Annotated in this window: 21 protein-coding genes; 13 read left to right on the forward strand and 8 right to left on the reverse strand. The window is 69.5% G+C overall.

The features are described 5' to 3' along the window. Positions 1-10 precede the first annotated feature (10 nt). Complete coding sequence (gene pgi / locus QNO11_RS13205; protein WP_257507832.1) at positions 11-1,693, forward strand: glucose-6-phosphate isomerase; 1,683 nt, start codon at positions 11-13, stop codon at positions 1,691-1,693. Positions 1,694-1,710: 17 nt separating this feature from the next. Here the strand turns inward: pgi and QNO11_RS13210 are convergent, their stop codons facing one another. The 4 genes from QNO11_RS13210 to QNO11_RS13225 all read right to left on the reverse strand — a co-directional run bounded on the left by QNO11_RS13210 (position 1,711) and on the right by QNO11_RS13225 (position 4,963). Next, positions 1,711-3,837, reverse strand: a complete 2,127-nt coding sequence (locus tag QNO11_RS13210; protein WP_257507831.1) for a S9 family peptidase — start codon at positions 3,835-3,837, stop codon at positions 1,711-1,713. Positions 3,838-3,918: 81 nt separating this feature from the next. Continuing rightward, the gene (locus tag QNO11_RS13215) at positions 3,919-4,254 is read right to left on the reverse strand and encodes a hypothetical protein (protein WP_257507830.1); all 336 of its coding nucleotides are present in this window, start codon (positions 4,252-4,254) and stop codon (positions 3,919-3,921) included. Next, positions 4,254-4,487, reverse strand: a complete 234-nt coding sequence (locus QNO11_RS13220; protein WP_257507829.1) for a helix-turn-helix domain-containing protein — start codon at positions 4,485-4,487, stop codon at positions 4,254-4,256. The genes QNO11_RS13215 and QNO11_RS13220 overlap by 1 nt, the downstream gene beginning before the upstream one ends. Next, positions 4,487-4,963 (reverse strand): DUF2975 domain-containing protein, encoded by a 477-nt coding sequence (locus QNO11_RS13225; RefSeq protein WP_257507828.1) that lies wholly within the window; start codon positions 4,961-4,963, stop codon positions 4,487-4,489. The genes QNO11_RS13220 and QNO11_RS13225 overlap by 1 nt, the downstream gene beginning before the upstream one ends. A gap of 299 nt (positions 4,964-5,262) precedes the next feature. On the opposite strand from QNO11_RS13225, the gene QNO11_RS13230 reads away from it, so the two are divergent. Further along, the gene (locus QNO11_RS13230; protein WP_257507827.1) at positions 5,263-5,946 is read left to right on the forward strand and encodes a DsbA family protein; all 684 of its coding nucleotides are present in this window, start codon (positions 5,263-5,265) and stop codon (positions 5,944-5,946) included. A gap of 32 nt (positions 5,947-5,978) precedes the next feature. Here QNO11_RS13230 and QNO11_RS13235 read toward each other — a convergent pair whose 3' ends face one another. Further along, positions 5,979-8,051: a glucose PTS transporter subunit IIA gene (locus QNO11_RS13235; RefSeq protein WP_257507826.1), complete on the reverse strand. Its 2,073-nt coding sequence runs from the start codon at positions 8,049-8,051 to the stop codon at positions 5,979-5,981. A gap of 191 nt (positions 8,052-8,242) precedes the next feature. On the opposite strand from QNO11_RS13235, the gene QNO11_RS13240 reads away from it, so the two are divergent. Genes QNO11_RS13240 through QNO11_RS13250 form a run of 3 tightly spaced genes read left to right on the forward strand, consistent with a single transcriptional unit; the run spans position 8,243 to position 10,706 of the window. Continuing rightward, on the forward strand, positions 8,243-8,989 hold the full coding sequence (locus tag QNO11_RS13240; protein ID WP_257507825.1) for an ABC transporter ATP-binding protein: 747 nt from the start codon (positions 8,243-8,245) through the stop codon (positions 8,987-8,989). Then, entirely contained in the window at positions 8,986-10,362 is a 1,377-nt protein-coding gene (locus QNO11_RS13245) for an FtsX-like permease family protein (protein WP_257507824.1), read from the forward strand. Before QNO11_RS13240 ends, QNO11_RS13245 begins: the two co-directional genes overlap by 4 nt. A 32-nt stretch (positions 10,363-10,394) precedes the next feature. Further along, positions 10,395-10,706 carry a hypothetical protein gene (locus QNO11_RS13250; RefSeq protein WP_257507823.1) on the forward strand — a complete coding sequence of 104 codons (312 nt, stop codon included), beginning with the start codon at positions 10,395-10,397 and terminating at the stop codon, positions 10,704-10,706. A 28-nt stretch (positions 10,707-10,734) separates the two neighbouring features. On the opposite strand, the gene QNO11_RS13255 is transcribed toward QNO11_RS13250, so the two are convergent. Then, entirely contained in the window at positions 10,735-10,974 is a 240-nt protein-coding gene (locus QNO11_RS13255; RefSeq protein ID WP_257507822.1) for a hypothetical protein, read from the reverse strand. 190 nt (positions 10,975-11,164) lie between these two features. Between QNO11_RS13255 and QNO11_RS13260 the strand changes: the two genes are divergently transcribed. Continuing rightward, positions 11,165-12,649 carry a lipase maturation factor family protein gene (locus QNO11_RS13260; protein ID WP_257507821.1) on the forward strand — a complete coding sequence of 495 codons (1,485 nt, stop codon included), beginning with the start codon at positions 11,165-11,167 and terminating at the stop codon, positions 12,647-12,649. Between the two features lie 130 nt (positions 12,650-12,779). Here QNO11_RS13260 and QNO11_RS13265 read toward each other — a convergent pair whose 3' ends face one another. Further along, the gene (locus QNO11_RS13265) at positions 12,780-13,625 is read right to left on the reverse strand and encodes a DUF72 domain-containing protein (protein WP_257507820.1); all 846 of its coding nucleotides are present in this window, start codon (positions 13,623-13,625) and stop codon (positions 12,780-12,782) included. Between the two features lie 23 nt (positions 13,626-13,648). Between QNO11_RS13265 and QNO11_RS13270 the strand changes: the two genes are divergently transcribed. From QNO11_RS13270 to QNO11_RS13300, 7 genes are all read left to right on the forward strand, one after another. Beyond that, the gene (locus tag QNO11_RS13270) at positions 13,649-14,137 is read left to right on the forward strand and encodes a MarR family winged helix-turn-helix transcriptional regulator (RefSeq protein WP_257507819.1); all 489 of its coding nucleotides are present in this window, start codon (positions 13,649-13,651) and stop codon (positions 14,135-14,137) included. Then, entirely contained in the window at positions 14,134-14,547 is a 414-nt protein-coding gene (locus tag QNO11_RS13275; RefSeq protein ID WP_257507818.1) for a hypothetical protein, read from the forward strand. The genes QNO11_RS13270 and QNO11_RS13275 overlap by 4 nt, the downstream gene beginning before the upstream one ends. Positions 14,548-14,657: 110 nt before the next feature. Then, the gene (locus QNO11_RS13280; protein WP_257507817.1) at positions 14,658-15,521 is read left to right on the forward strand and encodes a hypothetical protein; all 864 of its coding nucleotides are present in this window, start codon (positions 14,658-14,660) and stop codon (positions 15,519-15,521) included. Positions 15,522-15,646: 125 nt separating this feature from the next. Next, positions 15,647-16,441, forward strand: coding sequence for a hypothetical protein (locus QNO11_RS13285; RefSeq protein ID WP_257507816.1), 795 nt, complete (start codon positions 15,647-15,649; stop codon positions 16,439-16,441). Positions 16,442-16,478: 37 nt separating this feature from the next. Continuing rightward, positions 16,479-16,850, forward strand: coding sequence for a nuclear transport factor 2 family protein (locus QNO11_RS13290; protein WP_257507815.1), 372 nt, complete (start codon positions 16,479-16,481; stop codon positions 16,848-16,850). Between the two features lie 201 nt (positions 16,851-17,051). After that, positions 17,052-18,029, forward strand: coding sequence for a serine hydrolase domain-containing protein (locus QNO11_RS13295; protein WP_257507814.1), 978 nt, complete (start codon positions 17,052-17,054; stop codon positions 18,027-18,029). Positions 18,030-18,104: 75 nt separating this feature from the next. Next, positions 18,105-19,832, forward strand: a complete 1,728-nt coding sequence (locus tag QNO11_RS13300) for an acyl-CoA dehydrogenase family protein (RefSeq protein WP_257507813.1) — start codon at positions 18,105-18,107, stop codon at positions 19,830-19,832. Between the two features lie 159 nt (positions 19,833-19,991). On the opposite strand, the gene QNO11_RS13305 is transcribed toward QNO11_RS13300, so the two are convergent. Next, a complete protein-coding gene (locus QNO11_RS13305; RefSeq protein ID WP_257507812.1) occupies positions 19,992-20,270 on the reverse strand; it encodes a GlsB/YeaQ/YmgE family stress response membrane protein in 279 nt (92 codons plus the stop codon). Between the last annotated feature and the right edge of the window lie 49 nt (positions 20,271-20,319).

Consider the following 20,319-nt stretch of genomic DNA (forward strand, 5'->3'; position numbering starts at 1 on the left):
CGTTGATCACGTGACCGCCCCGATCGATGCCACCACCACGTCCGCCTGGACCGAACTGACCGCACTGCGCGATGGGTTCGCCCCCGATCTGCGTGGCTGGTTCGCCGCCGACCCGGGTCGCGTCGAACGGTTGAGCCTGCCGCTGGCCGACCTGCACGTGGACCTGTCGAAGAATCTCGTGACCGACGAGGTGCTCGCATCGCTGGTTCGCCTGGCAGAGCAGACCGGTGTCGCCGAGCGTTACGCCGCGATGCTCGCCGGTGAGCACATCAACACCACCGAAGACCGCGCCGTGCTGCACACCGCGCTGCGCCGCCCCGCGGGAGCCTCCCCTGCCCTCGTCGTCGACGGGCAGAACGTCGACCAGGACGTGCAGGATGTGCTCGCGGCGGTGACCGCGTTCGCCGAGCGGGTGCGCTCAGGGCAGTGGCTCGGCGTCACCGGCAAGAAGGTGCAGACGATCGTCAACATCGGCATCGGCGGCTCGGACCTCGGGCCGGTCATGGTGTCCGCGGCGCTCGAGCCCTATGCGGATGCCGGCATCTCGGCGCGATTCGTGTCGAACATCGACCCCACCGACATCGCGCAGAAGACCGCCGGGCTCGACCCCGAGACGACGCTGTTCATCGTGGCATCCAAGACCTTCACGACGCTGGAAACACTCACCAATGCGCGGCTCGCGCGCGACTGGCTGTGGACCCACCTTGAGAAGGCCGGCGCGATCGACGGCAGCGAGGGGGCACGCACGGATGCCGTCGCGCACCACTTCGTCGCCGTCTCCACTGCGCTGGACAGGGTCGCCGCGTTCGGTATCGACCCGGCCAACGCCTTCGGGTTCTGGGACTGGGTGGGCGGGCGCTACTCCGTCGACTCGGCCATTGGGCTGTCGCTGGCGATCGAGCTCGGCCCCGACATCTTCCGCGAGCTGCTCGCCGGGTTCCACGCCGTCGACGAGCACGTGCGCACGACGCCGCTGGAGCGCAACGTGCCGGTGCTGATGGGCCTGCTCAACGTCTGGTACTCCAACTTCCTCGGGTCTCAGTCGCACGCGGTGCTGCCGTACGCGCAGCAGCTGCACCGCTTCGCGGCGTATCTGCAGCAGCTGACGATGGAATCCAACGGCAAGTCGGTGCGGTGGGACGGAACTCCGGTCACCACCGAGACCGGTGAGGTGTTCTGGGGCGAGCCCGGCACCAACGGGCAGCACGCCTTCTACCAGCTGATCCACCAGGGAACGCGGCTGATCCCGGCTGATTTCATCGCGTTCGCCAACCCCGCCTACCCGCTCACCGACGACGGCCGTGACGTGCACGGGCTGTTCCTGGCGAACTTCCTCGCCCAGACCAAGGCGCTCGCGTTCGGCAAGACCGCCGCCGAGGTCGAGGCCGAGGGGACCACCGGTCCGCTCGTGGCCGCGCGCACCTTCCCCGGAAACCGGCCGACCACGTCGATCTTCGCCGCATCCCTCACGCCCCGCGTGCTGGGCGAGCTGATCGCGCTTTACGAGCACATCACCTTCACCCAGGGCGTGATCTGGGGCATCAACTCGTTCGACCAGTGGGGCGTGGAGCTGGGCAAGCAGCTCGCGATGCAGATCGCCCCGGCCATCGAGGGCGACGAGGCGGCACTCCAGGCGCAGGATGCCTCGACCCGCGCGCTCCTGGAGTACTACCGCACCCACCGCGAGTACTGAGGCCTCGCGGGGCCGCGTCAGCCGAGGCCGGCGGGCCGGTCCGCGGCCTCGCCGCGCACGTGCTCGGCGAGGAACCCGAACACCGTCTCGTACCAGAGCACGGCGTGCTGGGGCTTGAGCACCCAGTGGTTCTCGTCGGGGAAGTACAGGAACCGGTGCACGGTGGTGCCGTCGTCGTTGCCGTGATGCTCCATCAGCTCCGCCCACAGGCGCAGGCTCTCGCCGATCGGCACCCGGTAGTCGCGGTCGCCGTGGATGACCAGCAGCGGCGTGCGGATCTCCGCCACCGACCGGTGCGGTGAGTTCTCGACCATGGCCTCGGTCGTGAAGATGCTCTTCCAGTACCCGGCGTGGTCGGTGGTGCCGGCGAACTGGTCCAGTGCCCACAGGCTCGCGTGCGTGACGATCGCCCGGAAACGGTCGGTGTGTCCGGCCACCCAGTTGGCCATGTAGCCACCGAACGAGCCGCCCATCGCCGCGGTGCGGGTCTGGTCGATGTCGGCCCGCGCTTCCACGGCATCCGTGATCGCCATGAGATCGGTGAAGGGCGCCGCGCCCCAGCTGTTCCAGCCGCGCGCGATGAAGTCGAGGCCGTACCCGGTGGACAGGGCAGGGTCCGGCAGCAGCACGGCGTATCCCCGCGCGACAGCGAGGTTGGGGTTCCAGCGCCAGCTCCACGCGTTCCAGCTGTTGAGCGGGCCGCCATGAATCCACAGCAGCAGCGGCGCCGGCGACTGTGCCGAGGCGCCCTCCGGAAGCAGCAGCCAGCCACGCACGCGCGCGCCGTCGGCGGCCATGGTGTCGACCTCGGTCATCGTCGCAGGCACCGACGGCACCGGCGCCGGGGAGGCAAGCGGCGTGACCGCACCGTCGCGCGCGATGCGCACCGGGTGCGACGGCGTCACCCACGACGACCGCAGGGCAACGAGGTCACCGGTGTGCCGATCGACTCGGACGTGCGTATAGGTGAAGTCGTCGTGGGTCACCTGCTGCACCTGGCCGCCCTCCAGCGGCACCCGGAACACCGGACCCCGCCCGTCGGAATCGGCGGTCACCACGAGCGCCCGGTCGTCGTGATCGAACTGGATGCCGCTGGGCCACCGGTCCCAGTCCGCAGCGATGCGGCGGGGCGACGAGCCGTCGACCCCACTCACCCACAACTCCTGTTCCGTGGGTCCGGCCGGGGTGGTCTTCACCGTCCGCACGTACGCCAGCGTCACGCCGTCGTGGCTGATCGCGGGTGCTTCGAAGTCGACGCCCTCTTCGTCGCGCAACACCGTGTGCGCGCCGGTGACGACGTCGATCGACACCAGCCGGTAGCGACCGGTCAGACCCGAGGGGACGTACATGGCCGCGATAGCGGTCGCGCCGTCGGGAGTGACGGCGGTACCTGCGGTGCCGGCGGTGCGCCCGGGGCGCGGCGTGAGGTCGACCGGGCGAGGCAGGGTGACCGGGTAGGGCCTCGCCTTCTCGGCATCCGTTGCGCCGGCCGGGTCGGATTCTTCACCTGCGGGTTCGTCGGCCAGGACGGCCAGGGTGTCGGAGAGGTCGGCCAGGGTGTCGGAGAGGTCGGCGAGATCGAGCGCGAGCAGGTGCGGCTCGGCGGGACCGAGGTCGTGGTCCCAGTGCCGCACGGGGTAGGTGTCGTGCAGGATCGCCGACACCTTGCGCTTGGTGCGCTCGGCGCGCAGGCGGGCGTCGTCTTCGAGGGTCTGCGCCGACGGCAGCAGATCGGCCGCGATCACAAGGCGGTCGGCCGCCTCGGCGACGGCGGCGATGTCGGACACTCCGCCCGCGAGCCGGGTGACGGCGCGCGCTTCCCCGCCGGCTGCGGGGAGGAGCCACAGCTGCCCGGCGTCCTCGCTGTCTTCGGACTCGGTGTCGGGTCGCGCCGAGACGAAGAGCAGATCGCCGCTGGAGAGGAACGCGGCACCGGACTCGCCCTTGGCCGACCGGGTGAGGCGTCGCGGGGTGCCGTCGCCGCTCGCGGGGACCTGCCAGAGCGAGCGCTCGTAGCCCGTGGCATCCTTCGTCAGCGTGGCGACGGTCAGCACCGCCCGGGTGCCGTCCGGGGAAAGCGCGAGCCCTTCGATGCGAGGGAGGGCGATGTAGTCGGCAAGGGATTCGAAGGGCGTCGTCGGCACGCGCTCCACGCTAGCAACACCCGCACCGGCGCCCGGACCGTCAGCCGACCCGCCCCCGGAGGCCGGATTTCTACTCAGGGGCTACTTGTGCTCGTTCATCCACTCATCAAGCTGATTCCGGTGCTCGGTGCAGAGGGTGTCAACCGCGGCGTCGAGGATGCGAGTCCATTCCGTGGCGCCACTCGAGCCGTCTGCGACCCGTCCATCGAAGAGTGTCGGGAGCGCATCGGTCGCCAGTGCGTTGCACGCCTCGCGGCCCCTCGCTGCCAAGTCCCGGCTGGAATGCGCTGCGTACATGGCAGGTGCGCTCTGATCGAGAGCCCTGAGGTAATCCTCTTCGGGATTCGTGCCGCACCCCGTGATCTGAAGCAGGACCGCCGCCGCGATTGCGGCCGCGATCACGATGCGGCGGGTCATTATCGCGTCCCTTCGGGTACCGGCACGGTCTCGGGCACCCAACGCAGGATGTCGCCGGGCTGGCAGTCGAGCACTCGGCAGATCGCGTCGAGGGTCGAGAACCGTACCGCTTTCGCGCGGCCGTTCTTGAGCACGGAGACATTGACCGGGGTGATCTCGATCGCGGCGGCGAGTTCGGACACGCTCATCTTCTTCTTGGCGAGCTCGACATCGAGGTCGACGATGATCGGCATCAGACCACCTCGGCCATCTCCTGCCGCAGCGCCGTCGCCTGCCGCAGCAGCCTGCGCATCACCAGGACGACGAGGGCGAGCCCGACGATGGTGACCAGCGCGATAGTGCCGGTCAACGCGAGGAACGGACTCCCCGCCTGCGCGTCGCCGATGACCGTCATCCCGACGACGACGATCACTCCGGCTGCGGCTACCGCGGCGATGATCGCGTCGACCCATCGGAACGAGTGCGCGTCGAACACACTGTCGCGGGAGACGAAGGTGAGCAGCCGCCACACCGACACGAGCACCACTTCGCCGCATGCCAGCAGCGCGCCGACAAGCACGATGCCTGGCGTCTCGAGATGGGCGAACTCGGGCGCCGTCGTCGCGAACCCGGCCGCGATCATCGGCACCATCCAGACCTGGCAGGCGACCACGGTCGCGCACAGCACGACGATCAACGCCTTCGTCACTGCGACAAGAGGAGATCTCATGAGTTGACCTATCGTCTATCGGTCGTCGGCTATCGAAAAACGATAGTAGCGCGATGGTGCCGCTTCGCGAAAGCCTCTCCACCGCTCATTTCGCGGCGACGGCGGTGGCAGCATCCGCGCTCGCCTGTCACGTGATGCGGGTGCCTCACCCGCAAAGGGACAGTGCGCGACGGGTGAACCCCGGCCCCCGAGGGGCATCCGTAGAGGTTCTCCATGTGGTCAGACCACAAGGGGGATGCCGTTCGTAGATCCCCCACGACAGACGTGGCGGATCGCCCGCGGCGCGGTAAGAACGAAAGGTGAGACCACACCGCCCCCTCGCCCTCGTCGCGCTGGTCGCGGCCACCGTCTTCGCCTTCACCGCCTGCACCGCCAAGGCCCCCGAGTCGGCCGCGCCGCCCCCTGCGGAGAGCTCGCTGGTCGCCGCCGACGGGATCGTGCTCGGCGACGGGCCGATCGCGATGGAGCTGTGGACGGACCTGTCGTGCCCGCACTGCGCGGTGTTGGATGAGGCCACCGGTGAGAACATCGCCGGATGGGTCGATGAGGGCACCGTCACGCTCACCATCCACCCGATGAACTACGTCAGCGAGAAGCGCGGCGACACCACCGACTACTCCACCCGCGCCGCGAACCTGCTGGCGCTGACGGCGGATGCCGGTGAACTCGACGCCGTACTCCCCCTGTACTCGCTGCTACAGGCCAACCAGGTCGACGCCGACGGCGCTCCCACCGATGACGCCCTGCTCGACTTCGCCGCCGAGGCCGGCGTCGAAGCCGACCTCGCCGACGGCGTCAAGGGCCAGACGATGGGCATGTGGGTGCAGGCGAGCAACGATCACTGGCTGGGCGAGGTGGTCGCCAGCGACACCGCCGTCGACCATGTCCCGCTCCTGGTCGTCGACGGCACCACGTTCGAGATCCGCGAGGACGGCACCGACGGCGAGCGCCTGCGCGAGGTCGTGGCGGCAGCGGGCAACTGAGCCCCCGCAACCCGGGGCAACCCACCCGACCGCTACGATCCGGCCTTCGTCTCCACCGACAGCAGCGGCGCACCGGCCGTGGTGGGACCCAGCGCGATCGGGTCGACGGCGTCGAACTGGTCGGCGTTGAGCACGATCACCGGGGTGATGAGCGGATAGCCGGCCTTCTCGATCACCGCACGGTCGAAGGTCACCAGCGGGGTTCCCACCTCGATGCGATCCCCGTTTTTCACCTTGACGTCGAACCCCTCCCCCTTGAGGTTCACGGTGTCGATGCCGACGTGGATGAGCAGCTCGATACCGCCGTCGAGCACGAGCCCGAAGGCGTGACCGGTGGGCTGGGCCGCGGCGACCGTACCGGCACCAGGGGCGTAGACGGTGTCGCCGGTGGGCTCGATCGCCACCCCCGGCCCCATCGTGCCGCCCGCGAACACCGGATCGGGTACCTCCGACAGGGCGACGGCCGTGCCGTCCAGCGGCGACATGACCTGCAGCGCCGCTGCCACCTCTGACGTCGTCCCGGGCCCCGCGAGCGTTGCGGTGGCGGTGGCCGCTCCGGCCGTGCCGGCCCCGCCCGCCGTCGTCGACGCCGTGGTCGTGGGCGCGCTCGCACCGGCGGGAGCGCTCGCGGTGGTGGCCTCGGCCGGAGCTTCGACCGGCTCCTTCGGCTTGTAGCCGAAGATCATGACGAGCACCATCGAGGTGATGAAGGCCGCGGCCACCGCGATTCCGTACAGGATGATCGGCTGGAAGGCCGGGATCGTCAGCAGCGACGTGAAGACGAACGCCTCGGTTCGCACCCCACCGCCGATGCCGATGATGAGTCCGCCGACGAAGCAGCCGACGAGCATGCGTGGATAGATCCGCTTGAAGCGCAGATGGATGCCGTACAGCGACGGTTCCGAGATCCCGCCGAGCAGGCCCGCCGCGAGCGCGCCGGTGGCGGTCTGTTTCATCTGGGCGTCCTTCTCCCGCCAGGCCTGCACCAGCACGGCGGCCGTCGCTCCGAAGCACGCGAAGTTCCATGCGCCCATCGGGCCCTGGATGAAGTCGTACCCGAGGGTCTGGATATTCAGCAGCATGATCGCGTTGATCGGCCAGTGCAGCCCCAACGGCACCATGAACGGGTAGGCCAGCGGAATGATGATGGCGAAGATGAACGGCGAGAAGTCGTTGATCGAGCGCAGGAAGTTGGCAAGCCCGGCACCGGCGTACACGCCGATCGGGCCGATGAGGAATGCCGTCAGCGGGATCATCACCAGCATGGCCAGGAACGGCACGAAGATCAGGTGCAGGTTGTCGGGGATGATCTTCTTCAGCCCCTTCCACAGCGGCCCGAGCACGGCTGCCATGAGCAGCGGCGGGAACACCTGCGAGCTGTAATCGAAGACCGTGAGCGGGATGCCGAACACCGGCACCGTCGTGATGTCCGAGCCGAGGAAGGTGATCTGCTGCGCCGTGGCATCCTGCCCGAGTGCGGCGAAGCCGGGGAGCATCACGACCGCCATGATCGCGAAACCCACCCACGGGTCGGCGCCGATCTTCTGCGACGCGTTGTAGGCGACCATGAGCGGCAGGAAGATGAACACGCACTGCCACATCAGGTTGATGAACGCCCACGACGGCTCCAGCACGACACCCGGCGCGTTCCACGACGGGATGACCCCGAGCGTGGCCATGAGCGCCATGAAGGTGATGAACAGCGACGCACCCAGCAGGGCTCCCAGGATCGGGCGGAACGAGTCGGAGAGGAACTCGAACAGCGTGTCGAGCCACGCGAACTTGCCGCGAGGGCCCTTGGCGCGCTCCCGCGCCTTGATGGCTGCGGCGTCGTCGACGTCGCCTTCGGCATCACCGGTCATCGTCGGCAGCGCCATGATGTCGTTGTAGACGGTCTGCACCCCGCCGCCGATCACGACCTGGAAGCGGTCACCGGCTTGAGGGACGGCGCCCATGACGCCGGGGATCGCCTCGACGGCGGATTGGTCCGCCAGGTCGCCGTCGCGCAATTGGAATCGCAGGCGGGTCGCACAGTGGGTGAGACTCTCGATGTTTCCGGGTCCGCCGACCTTCTCGACGATCTCGGCTGCGGGGCTGTCGGACATGGGAACCACTCCCTTCGCGACGGGTGCGCGGGTCGATCGGGACCGGTCGGCGCGGCATCCAGGGCCATCGCCCGCGACTCTAACCCGGGATCGCAGACGGGTCGAGGGGGGTCGTGAATCATCCGCGCGGTGGATGCCGCATACCTCCCGGGGCCGACGACGCGGCGCGCGCGAGTGCGAAGACTGGCAGGGTGAACAACACTTCTGACACCTTCGCCCTGGTCGCCACCGGGCTCATCAAGCGGTACGGCCCCCTGACAGCGCTCGCCGGCGTGGACGTGACCATCGCCCGCGGCGAGTCCGTCGCGGTGATGGGCGCCTCGGGATCCGGCAAGACCACCCTGCTGCACTGCCTCGCCGCCGTGATCGCTCCGGATGCCGGGTCGGTGCGACTCGGCGTGCCCGGTGCGGCGCCGCTGGAGCTGGCCGGCATGAGCGAGGACGAGCGATCGGCGGTGCGCCGCTCGCGGGTAGGGTTCGTGTTCCAGGAGCATCTGCTGCTGCCCGAACTGACCGCGGTCGAAAACGCCGCGCTGCCACTGCTGGTCACCGGCGTCGCGCGCCGGCAGGCCGAGCAGCACGCGGCCGGATGGCTGGCGGCGCTGGGACTGGCCGGCATGGAAGATCGCCGCATCGGGCAACTCTCGGGCGGGCAGTCTCAGCGGGTCGCCATCGCGCGCGCCCAGGTGACCGGTGCCGCCATCGTGTTCGCCGACGAGCCCACCGGCGCGCTGGACTCCGCGACCTCCACCGACGTGATGACGGCACTGCTGCACGCCACGACCGGTCAGGGCCGGAGCCTCGTGGTCGTCACCCACGATGCCGAGGTCGCGGCGCGCTGCGACCGCGTGCTGCACATGCGTGACGGCAGCATCGTCGGCCAGGCGACGCCGGCCGCCGGGGCGGATGCCACGACGGTCGCCGGAGCCGGTCGATGAGCGTCATCGCGGCATCCGTCCTGACCCCGCCGACGGCGCGGTCCTCCGGGTCACTTCGCCGCGTGGCGACCCTCACCGCGCTGCTCGCGCGGCCCTCCCGCCAGGGCCGGGCCGCCCTGGTGCTTCCGGTCGTCGCGTTCGCCGTGACCACCGCGCTGCTGCTGGTGGTCGTCGGCGGCACGATCATGTTCCACACCGACCCGCGCACGAACGGGGACGTGCTGTACGGCATGCTCGCGACGCTGGCCCTCGTGCTGCTGGCGGTGCCGGTCTTCACGCTCGGGGCCGCCGCGGCGCGACTGTCCAGCCGCCGCCGCAATGACCGGCTCGCGACGTTGCGCCTCCTGGGCGCGACGACGTCCGAGGTGTCGATGATGACCGTGCTGGAAGCGGCGACCACCGCGTTCGTCGGAGCCATCGGGGGTGTCGTGCTCTACCTGCTGTTGCTCCCCCTGGTGGGGCTGCTGCCGTTCTTCGGCGGACCGATCGGCATCGGCGCGGTGTGGGCGGGCGTGCCCGCGGTGGCCGCTGCAGTGTTCGGGGTCACCGCACTTGCCACCACGAGCGCGGCACTGAGCCTGCGCAAAGTGCGGCTGACGCCGCTCGGTGTGCGCCGCCGGACGAACGCCGCGCCCAAGCGGCTCGCGTTGATCGTCATCTGCCTGCTGCTGCTGGTCGTCGTGATCGCCGTGGTGGCGAACATCGGTCTCGTCTTCGACGTCATTGGCGTTGCGGTGCTGATGGGGCTGTTCGCCGGCGCCATGGGACTGGTGAACGTCATCGGCACGCCGATCGTCGCCGCCCGCGGCCGTTCCCTGGCGCGACGAGCGTCGTCGGCGGCGCAGCTGATCGCCGGCCGCGAGCTGGCAGCCCACGCCGGGCAGGCGTGGCGCCGGGTGTCGGGGATCGCGATGATCGCGTTCATCGCCGTCGTCGCGGGGGCGGGCATGGGCCTGCTGGAGACGATCGGCGAGAACGAGCAGGGCACCGTGCTCGCCGACATCCGCACCGGGGTGATCGTGACGCTGGCCGCGGCGTTCGTGCTGCTGGCGTGTTCGGTGGGCGTCACCCAGGCGGCATCCGTGCTGGAAGACCGCGAGCTGATCGTGGGGCTTGACCGCCTCGGCGTTCCCGAGGACGAGCTGCGGCGTGCTCGCCGCACCGGGGTGATGCTGCCGCTGCGCTGGGCGGCCGTGGGCGGTGCCGCGGTCGGAGGCGCGCTGAGCCTACCGATGGTCGGATCGGCACTCGTGACATCCCCGGTTCCCACCCTGGTGGTCGCGGCGACCTTCGCCGGCGGATTCGCGGTCGTGGGGCTCGCCCTGTCGGCGACCGACCCGCTCACCCGAGCCGTACGCCGCAGCGGCGTGTGAGCGACGCCGCCACGGCATGGTTCGATGGGAGCATGGACGATTCCACCGTGTCGATGTCGCTCACGCTCGACGGCGTCACCGTGCTGTCGCCGGCCGCGCTGCAGGCGCTGTACCGCATCAACGGCCGCTCGACGGTCGAGATGCGGTTGGCTGCGGCATCCGGTGAACCGCTCTACACCTGCGAGCTGTTCGGCGCCGACCACATCCACGTCGCGCCGCGACTGGAGAAGACCGCGGCGTTCCTGCTCGACCAGGGCGTGCCGTTCCGCATCCACGAGAGCGCCGACGGCGAGCGCACTGAGATCTCGCTGGAAGTGATGCAGAGCATCCTCGGCGAGATCTGACCCCCACACGCGCGCCGGCGCCGTCGGGTCAGATGTCCTCGGGGGCGAGATCGCCTTCGCCGTCTTCACCGAGTTCGGCGATGACGGGATCCTGCCCCTGCGTCTCCGGCTGCAGCACGCCGGGCGCACCGACCTCCGCGCCGGCGGATGCCGCGTCCTGCGGGCCCGGGTCGCCGAAGCGGGCATCGGCCTCAGCGGCGGTGCCTTCGCCGTCGCCCACGCCGCCGTCGAAACGGTCGTCGGGTTCGGAGGGTCCTGAGTCGCTCATGTCGGTTCCTCTCGTCGTGGCGTGATTCGGGGTGCTGGGCGCCTCCCCGCACCACGATCCTGACGCATTCACGGTGCGGATTTCATCCGGTTTTCCTGCGCCCCGGCACGCTACCCTCGCGCGGGAGAACGATGGCCACCGCGCGCAACCCCCTCTTATCCCGGCGTGGGCTCCCTTAGCGTGTGCGTCCATGGACGGCTTCGCGGCGGTCGACTTCGAGTTCGCGCGGCAGGTGCTCCAACGAGGCATCGCGGCGCTGTACTTCGTCGCGTTCCTGTCCACGCTCAACCAGTTCCGCGCGCTGCTGGGCGAGCGGGGGCTGCTGCCGGCCCCGGAGCTGCTCTCGTGGGTGGCGGCATCCGCGCGCCGTGCGCGCATGGTGGGGCCCACCCTGTTCCGCCGGGTGAGGTACACCGACCGGCGGCTGGTCGCGCTGTGCGTGGCCGGACTCGTGGTGAGCGCGGCGCTGGTGGCGGGCCTGCCGCAGCTCGCGCCGCCGTGGTTGCCGATGGCGTGCTTCCTGCTGCTGTGGCTGGGGTACATGTCGGTGGTCAGCATCGGGCAGACGTTCTACGGGTTCGGGTGGGAGATGCTGCTGCTGGAAGCCGGGTTCCTCGCGGCGTTCCTGGGGTCGAACGATCAGCCGCCGCCGACGGTGGTGATCGTGCTGCTGTGGTGGCTGCTGTTCCGGCTGGAGTTCGGTGCCGGCATGATCAAGATCCGCGGCGGCCGCGAGTGGCGGGACCTGTCCGCCCTCACCTACCACCACGAGACGCAGCCGATGCCCGGGCCGCTCAGTCGCCAGGCGCACCTGCTGCCGCGGGCGTTCCACGAGCTGGAGGTGATCGGCAACCACTTCTCGCAGCTGGTGGTGCCGTGGTTCCTCTTCGCACCGCTGCTGGGGCTGTGGATCCCCGGGCCCGTCCCGGCGATCGTCGGCAACATCGCCGCCGGCATCGTGGTGGCCACGCAGCTGTGGCTCGTCCTCACCGGCAACTTCGCGTGGCTCAACTGGGCGAGCATCGTGCTGGCGTTCGCGGCGGTGTCGATCCCCGGGTCCGGCGCCCCCGCGGCATCCGACCCGCCCTGGATCATCGACGGACTGCCGCTGCCGTGGCTCATCGTCACGTGCGGGGTCGGCGTGCTGTACCTCGTGATCAGCTGGCCGGCGCTGCGCAACCTCGTGGCGCACCGACAGCTGATGAACGCGAGCTTCAACCGCTGGCAGCTGGCCAACGCGTACGGCGCATTCGGCACCGTCACCAAGGAACGCATCGAGTATGTGATCGAGGCGACGATGGATGCCGATCCGACCGGAGCGAGCTGGCAGGAGTACGCCTTCAAGGGCAAACCCGGCGACGTGCGGCGGGTGCCGCGGCAGTACGCGCCATATCACCTGCGGCTGGACTGGCTGATGTGGTTCCTGCCGCTGGGGCGGTCGCTGGATGACTGGTTCACGGTGCTGCTGGTGCGGCTGCTGGAGGCAGATGCCGCGACGCTCGCGCTGCTGCGGTCCGCGCCGTTCGAAAAGCAGCGGCCGCGGTGGGTGCGGGTGGTGTCGTACCGCTACCGGTTCGCCACGCACGCGGAGTACCGCCGCGACCGGGTGCGTTGGGTGCGCGACCGCCGCCGGGTGCTGGTGCGGCCGATGGGACTGTCGGCCCTGCCGCGGTGACGGTCGGGCGGCCGCGCGGTCCCGGCATCCGTCTCCCGGAGACAGGCGAACTCACCGGTACAGGAGGATTCCGGCCGAAACGTCCTGTACCCGGGAGTCTTCCTGTTCTGGGGAGACGGATGCCGCGGCGTCAGGCCGTCGGCACGTCGCCGACCCGCTGCGCGAGGGCCAGCGCGTCGTGCGGGGCGTGACCGTGGGCGTCGTTGTCGAAGTAGACGTAGACATCCCGCGGCGTCCCGTCGCCGCTGCCGTCCCGCCACGCCACGATGCGGGCGGCCCAGTCGTCCAGCTGCGCGTCGGTGTAGCCGCTGGTGTAGAGGTCCTCCGCGCCGTGCAGGCGGATGTAGACGAAGGATGCCGTCGCCTCACCGAACGCCGGGAACCGGCCCGCCGTGTCGGCCACGACCAGCGCGACGTCGTGGCCCTGCAGGATCGGCGCCAACGCAGCATCCTCGTACGTCGTCGACCGCGGCTCGAAGGCGTACCGGATCGGGACGTCGCGCTCGATCTCGAGCCAGTCGCGGCCGTCGAGCCGCTCGTCGTGGCGCCGCGCGAGCTCGAGCGCCGCCCCCGTCGTGCGCGGCAGGGCGGCGAGGAATTCCTCCAGGCCCGCGGGGTCGAACTCCTCCCGCTCGGGCAGCTGCCAGAGGACAGGCCCCAGCTGCTCCCCCAGCGCGAGCACCCCGGAGGCGAAGAAGTTCGCCAGCGCCACCTCGATGCCGCGCAGCCGCAGCATATGCGTGATGTAGCGGGAGCCCTTCACCGCGAAGACGAAGTCGTCCGGCACGGCCTGACGCCACCGCTGGTAGCTGGTCGGACGCTGCAGCGAGTAGAACGATCCGTTGAGCTCGAGCGTCGACATCTTCTCACCGACGTAGGCCAGTTCGCGGGCCTGCGCGAGCCCCTTCGGGTAGAAGTCGCCTCGCCAGCTGGGATAGCGCCACCCGGAGATCCCAACGCGGACCCGTGCGCTCATCTCGATCACTCCCTCACCGACTCGTGCTCTCCATCCTAGAAAAGCGCGGTGCGGCATCCGCCGTCTCCCCGACACAGGAAAACTCACCGCCACAGGAGAATTCCGGCGGAAACGTCCTGTACCCGGGAGTCTTCCTGTTCTGGGGAGACGGATGCCGCGGCGTCCGTGGGCGGTCCGTCGCATCGACGGCCGGCGAGATCAACGCGCTGGCCAACCTCGCCGCACGGGATGAGCAGACCGTGTCCGAACTCAGTCGATGCATCGGGACGCCTCCGTCGACGATGACCAGCCTGCTCGACCGCCTCGCCAAACGCGGGCTGATCACGCGGCGTACACCCGAGACGAATCGGCGAACGGTCGTCGTCGGCCTCACCGAGGCGGGCCGGGAGTTGGCCGGCGAATCTCGCAAGGCCATCAGCGAGATCGATGCCGACCTGGGCGCTCGCCTTACGGCGGAGGACGTCGCGCAGTTGCGTCGGATGCTGCGGGTCCTATCGGCGGAGTCGCCGTGAGCGCCGGGTCCGTCGATCTGGATGTCCAGTTCGACGAGCTGTACGAACAGGTCGACACGTCTTCAGGGTTCGGGCATCGTGAACACCTGCACCTCACGTGGCTCGCGGTTCGCCAGCACGGCGAATCGCACGCGGTGACGATCATCTGTCACGGCATCCGCCGCGCGGCCGTCTATGCGAAAGCGCCGCAGAAGTACAACGCCACAATCTCCCAGGCATGGGTGCGACTTGTCGCCCATCACATCAGGGCGGGCCACGAGAGCGACTTCTCGGATTTCATCCAACGCAATCCCGCCCTGCTCGACAAACGGCTCTTGTCGAGGTACTACCGATCGTCGGCGCTCGCGAGCGTGGCTGCGAGGACGGGCTGGGTTGCGCCAGACCTCGCTCCGCTACCCGCCTCGTGGTAAACCAGCACCCCACAGCGCCCATATCCTGAGCGAAGAGCGGACACCGCAGCGGTTCATGACCGACGCGACGCCCCTCCAATCGGCATCAGTGCCAGGAATGTGTGGAGAGCTTGTCGAAGACGCAAACCGATCCCCGGTCGAAGCAGCCCGAACCGGCCACCGTGCCCGTCTGGATGAGGGCTCTGGTCCCCATCGGCATCGGCCTCGCCGTAATCGGAGCGCTCGTGGTCGGCGCGCTTCTCCTCATCTTCTCCCTGGTGCACCGGATCTCGTCCCTCCACCCCGATGAGCCCGTTCCCGCCGGTTTCATCGGACTCACGGGAATTCAACTCGAGGCGCTGGAAAGCTTCGCGGTCGCCCCCGCCATCCTCTTTCTCGTTTCGATGTGCTTCATCTTCACCGGGCGAGCACTGTGCGGCCCCCTGTATGTGCGCGATATGAAGTGGTTCCAGGGCGGCACATTCGTCTCGATCAACCCGATTCTCGCCCCGCGACTGCATCTCATGTGGGTCGCAGTCGCCACCGCATTCTTCGTTGCCCTGGCCGTCGTTCCATCCATCAGCTCCATCCTCGGTGGGTGGCCGAACGGGCTACAGCACGACGCGTGGGAGTCCGTCACGCTCCTGCTCGCCATGTACGGCGGGTTGGCAGCCGCAATCACTGCCGTGCTGCTTGCCTCGTTCCTCAAGAAGAGCAGCTACCTGGCGATGGTCCAGGCGGAAGACCCGCGCATGCTCCAGGCGAGCAGCGGGTTCTGGCGCTGGATGACGTTCCGTTGGCGGTTCGACCTGTGGCTGGCCGGAATCGGTGGCATGGCGGTGGGAATCTCGTTCTTCATCCTGACCAGCGGTGATGTCACGGCGTTCGCCATCGGAATGGCCATCGGCGCCGTGCTGCTCGGCCTGGGTCTGTGGTGCTCGACGCAGTACTGGCGGGGCGGGGTGCCCCTCGGCGCCGGCGAGTCGTACGTGTAGTCAGCGGTAAACCGGCACGCGTTGCCAGGAAGGTGGAGAGCTTGTCGAATACTCAGACGGATACCCGACCGAAACCCCACAACCGATCGAAACGACGCACGCCCAGGGCGCCGCTGTGGACACGCGTGGTGCTGGTCATCGGCCTGGTGATCGCTGTGCTCGCCGCTCTCGCGGTGGGCGTGAACCTGTTCTTCTTCTCCCGCGTCAAAGAGATCTCGGAGTGGCAGACGGACGTGATCGTTCCGGGCGGCTTCTTCGGCCTCTCCCCCTCCGCGATCGAAGAGGCGACCTTCTTCGTCGCCGTCCCAGGCGGACTGGCGCTGCTGGCCTTCTGCTTCATCGGCACCGGATGGATCATGCGCGGCAAGGTGGGCACCCGCGAACGGGAGGGATTACAGGGCGGCACGGTCGTGTCCATCACGCCGATTCTCGCGCCGCGACTGCACCTGCTCTGGCTCGGTGTCACCGTGGCGTTCTGGGTCGCGCTGGTGATCGTTCCGATCGTCAGTGCGATGGGCGGCGGATGGCCGATCACCGTGGACGACATGCCGCAGGGGTACGTGTGGGCCACCCTCGGCATGTACGGCGGACTGTCGGCCGCGATCGCCGGTGTGCTGCTCGCGTCCTTCCTCAAGAAGCGTCGGTACCTCGCGATGGTGGCGGCAGAGGACCCGCGCCTGCTTGAGCAGCCCAGCGGGTTCTGGCGCTGGTTCACGTTCCGCTGGCGCTTCGACCTGTGGCTGGCCGGAGTCGGTGGTCTGCTGGTGGGGATATCGCCCCTCCCGCTGACCATGGGCGAAGCACTGCCCTTCGTGCTGATGCTGGTCGGCGGCATCCTGCTGATCGGTGTCGGCGCGTGGTGCGCGTCGCACTACTGGCGGGCCGGGGTGCCGCTGGGCGTCGCGGAATCGTACGCGTAACCGAGCAGGCCGGCGATCCGGGCTATCGTGACGACTCATGTGGGAGTCAGCCGAGCGTTTTCAGGCGATCAAGGATGCGGAGCTCGCGCTGCTGGCAGGTGACACGCGGCGCGACGACGCGAAGGTCGAGCGGTTGCTGCACCCGGATTTCGCAGAGATCGGGCGGTCGGGGCGCCGCTGGACGCGCGAGCAGATCGTCGCCGCGCTCGCGGCGGAGCGCGATCACGTCACGCCCCACCCGGACGAGTGGCTCTTCAACGAGATCGCTCCGAACGTCGTGGTGATCACCTACCTGCTTCGCACGGAGTCCGGGCAGAGCAGCCGTCACTCGTCCATCTGGGACACCGCCACCGGCACGCCGACGTTGCGCTTTCACCAGGGAACGGTGGTGCCCGCGGGGCTCGACTGAGCGCGCGCTGGGCGAAGCGACCGCGGTGCTAGCCTGCGAATGAGCCCGCCCAAGGCGCATCTACCCGGTAAGGGTGCGCCCTACCCGCAGTTCGGTGAGGGTGGCCGCCCGTTCGAGCCGGGCCGGGTCCGGGGAACTCACGGCGCTGCGGGCGCTGTCGGGGTTCCCACACGCCCGCCACCCCGATCGTCAGGAGCCGTCTTGTCCGCACCCTATTCGCACGCCTTCGAGTGGGCACGGCGCCAGGTCGACTCGGGGGCGCTGCCGACCGCGGTGCTCGGGGTGGCCACGGCGTCCGGTATCCAGGCGCTCGACGCGTTCGGTGCGACCGGCGCCCGCCCGGCACAGGTGGACGATCACTACCGACTGTTCTCGATCACCAAGCCGCTGGTCGGCCTGGCCGCTGCGCGCATGATCGAGGCCGGGCTCGCGACGCCCGAGACGCCGCTGCAGGAGGACGTCCCGGCGTTCGCGAGGAACCGGGACGATGTCGTGCGGCTGCGCCACCTCGCCAGCCACACGTCCGGCATCGCCGAGCCGCCGATGGACGATGCCGCGGGGCTTGAGGCGGGCCTGCTCGGCCCGCGGGATTTCGCCGCGGGCAGCGCGTCACGGTACTCCACGATCGCGTTCGAGGGCATCGCGCGGATGATCCAGGCACGCACGTCGCGCACGTGGGATGCCGCGGTCGCCGATGCCCTCGATCCGGTGGGCGCCACCGGGCTCACGCTCGACGAGGCCTCCAATCCGCACGAGGTCGTCGACGGGGTCGAGAACGGACTGGATCTGCCGCGGTTCGCCGCGCTGCGGCATCCGGGGGCCGGTCTTCTCGGGCGCGCAGAGGACCTGCTGCAGATCGGTTCCGCGCTGCTTCGCGACGCCGGCGAGATCGTGCGGCCCGCAACGCTCGCGATGATGCGCCGCCCCCTCACCGGCGACATTCCGCGGCTCGACCCGTACCCTGCCTCACGCGGGCAGGACTGGGGCTTCACCTGGAACCTGCGCACCCGCGCCCCGGGACTCATCGACCAGGACGTGTACGGCCACGGCGGCTGGGCTGGCACGGAGTTCTGGGTGCATCCGACGGCGGGCGTGGCCTACGTGCTGCTGACGAACCGCGTGGACCGGCCGGGAGTGGATGCCGACCAGCTCGACAACGCGGTCGTGTCGGGAGTCTGAGGGCGCCGCCGGATGGGACTGAGTGCCGCGTAGGATGAACCGCGGTACCACTGGTCGAAACCCGAGGAGTCCGTCATGGCCGACGCATCCCCCTACACCCCGCCCGTCGAGGACTACGCGTTCCTGTTCACCGACGCGTTCGGGCTCGATCTGGTCGCGCGGGCCACCGCCGGCGAGCTCACGGCGGAGGACGCGACGGACATCATCGCGGGAGCAGGCGACTTCGCGGCATCCGTCATCGCCCCTCTCGAAGTGATCGGCGACACCGTCGGAGCACGACTCGTGGACGGCCAGGTGCACCTGCCCGACGGCTTCGCCGCGGCGTATCGCGCGTTCGTGGACGCCGGCTGGGTCACCGCCGAGGCGCCGGTCTCCGCGGGCGGCGACGGTCTGCCGGGTGCGGTGCGTGCGGGGCTCGGGGAGATCTGGAACGCCTCGAACGCGGCGTTCGCGCTGTGCTGGCTGCTGACGTCGGGGCAGATTCACGCGCTGGATGCCGCGGCATCGGACCGGATCCGCGAGACGTACCTCGCCAAGCTCGTCTCGGGCGAGTGGACCGGCACGATGAACCTCACCGAGCCCGACGCCGGCACCGATCTCGGTGCGATCCGCTCGATGGCCACGCCCCGCGACGACGGCAGCTGGGCGCTGCGCGGTCAGAAGATCTTCATCACGTGGGGCGACCACGACATCGCCGAGAACATCGTGCACCTGGTGCTCGCCCGCACACCCGGGGCGCCCGACGGCGCGAAGGGGCTCTCGCTGTTCGTCGTGCCGAAGATCCTCGTGAACGACGACGGGTCGCTCGGTGAGCGCAATGCCGTCACCACCGTGGCCATCGAGCACAAACTGGGAATCCACGGCAGCCCCACCTGCGTGCTCGCCTACGAGGATGCCACCGGGTACCTCGTGGGCGAGGTCGGCGGGGGCCTGGCCGGGATGTTCGTGATGATGAACTCCGCCCGGGCGGGCATGGGTTTCCAGGCCACCGGCATCGCCGATCGGGCGTACCAGCAGGCATCCACCTATGCCGCCGGCCGCCTGCAGGGCGGTGTGCTCGAACGCCCCACCGGCACCCCGATCGCCGAGCACCCGGATGTGCGCCGCCTGCTGCTGTCGATGTCGAGCAAGATCTTCGCGATGCGGGCGCTCGGTGTCTACGTCGGCGACCTGCTCGACCGGGCCGAGTCCGACAGTTCCGTGACGAAGCTCGCCGAGTTCTTCGTGCCCATCCTGAAGGGCTGGACGACGGAGGATGCCATCGCGGTCACGAGCGACGCCATCCAGGTGTACGGCGGCATGGGCTTCATCGAGGAGACCGGCGCCGCGCAGCACTATCGCGATGTGCGCATCACCACGATCTACGAGGGCACGACGGCCATCCAGTCGAACGACCTCGTCGGGCGCAAGGTGCTGCGCAACAGCGGCGCCACCGTGGCGGAACTGTTCGGCCAGGTGGACGCGACCGTTGCGCAGTTGCGCGGGTTCGATCACCCCGTCGCCGTGCGCACGGCCGAGAGGCTGGGGCGCGCCGTCGAGGCATCGAGGCGCGCGACCGCCGACCTGCTCGGCTTCGCGGCCTCGCCGCGCGATGCGTATGCCGTCAGCGTGCCCTACCTGATGCTCTTGGGGACCCTGGCAGGCGGGTGGATGCACGCCCTCGCCGTGCTCGCCGTGCTCGGCCGTGGGACTGCACCGGACGTGGATGCCGCACGACTGACGTCGGCGGACTTCTACGGTGCCCACCACCTCCCCCGCGTGCACGCGCTGGCCGAGACCGTCGCCGGCGGTGAGATCGGCTGAGGCGTCATCGCGCCTTTGCTAGCGGAAAAACGGGCGTTGCCGGGAGCCCTCATCGCGAACTCAGCCTGTGAAAAACGACGACGGGGGCTGCGCTCTCGCGCAGCCCCCGTCGGGTGGTCTCGGCGGAGTGAGTTCGACTCTCCGCGGCACCTCAGTTGATCAGCGGGTGCGAGCTCCGCGGCGGGTGGCGAACACGTAGATCGCGAGCACGACGATCGCACCGATGATGGAGCCGATGATGCCGGCAGCCTGCAGGAAGCCGCCTGCGGGGTCGGCTCCGAAGATCAGGAAGCCGAGGAACCCACCCACGAAGGAGCCGACGACTCCCAGGACGATGGTCATCAGGATGCTCATGCTCTGCTTGCCGGGGATGACGGCGCGAGCGATGAAGCCGGCAATGAGGCCGACGAGCAGGAGTCCAAGAATGGTCCAGAGCATGATTTTCTCTCTTTCGTCGGAGGACGCCGGCCGGTGTGCGCGGCGCCTG

The organism is Microbacterium sp. zg-B96, from assembly GCF_030246865.1.
Taxonomy (GTDB): domain Bacteria; phylum Actinomycetota; class Actinomycetes; order Actinomycetales; family Microbacteriaceae; genus Microbacterium.

Coding starts and splice junctions, on each gene's coding strand:
- QNO11_RS13265 (WP_257507820.1), bottom strand. CDS start 13,625: ATGAGCGCACGGGTCCGCGTTGGGATCTCCGGGTGGCGCTATCCCAGC.
- QNO11_RS13235 (WP_257507826.1), bottom strand. CDS start 8,051: ATGTCCGACAGCCCCGCAGCCGAGATCGTCGAGAAGGTCGGCGGACCC.
- QNO11_RS13300 (WP_257507813.1), top strand. CDS start 18,105: ATGGCCGACGCATCCCCCTACACCCCGCCCGTCGAGGACTACGCGTTC.
- QNO11_RS13250 (WP_257507823.1), top strand. CDS start 10,395: ATGGACGATTCCACCGTGTCGATGTCGCTCACGCTCGACGGCGTCACC.
- QNO11_RS13245 (WP_257507824.1), top strand. CDS start 8,986: ATGAGCGTCATCGCGGCATCCGTCCTGACCCCGCCGACGGCGCGGTCC.
- QNO11_RS13255 (WP_257507822.1), bottom strand. CDS start 10,974: ATGAGCGACTCAGGACCCTCCGAACCCGACGACCGTTTCGACGGCGGC.
- QNO11_RS13305 (WP_257507812.1), bottom strand. CDS start 20,270: ATGCTCTGGACCATTCTTGGACTCCTGCTCGTCGGCCTCATTGCCGGC.
- QNO11_RS13290 (WP_257507815.1), top strand. CDS start 16,479: ATGTGGGAGTCAGCCGAGCGTTTTCAGGCGATCAAGGATGCGGAGCTC.
- QNO11_RS13220 (WP_257507829.1), bottom strand. CDS start 4,487: ATGCCGATCATCGTCGACCTCGATGTCGAGCTCGCCAAGAAGAAGATG.
- QNO11_RS13225 (WP_257507828.1), bottom strand. CDS start 4,963: ATGAGATCTCCTCTTGTCGCAGTGACGAAGGCGTTGATCGTCGTGCTG.
- QNO11_RS13215 (WP_257507830.1), bottom strand. CDS start 4,254: ATGACCCGCCGCATCGTGATCGCGGCCGCAATCGCGGCGGCGGTCCTG.
- QNO11_RS13260 (WP_257507821.1), top strand. CDS start 11,165: ATGGACGGCTTCGCGGCGGTCGACTTCGAGTTCGCGCGGCAGGTGCTC.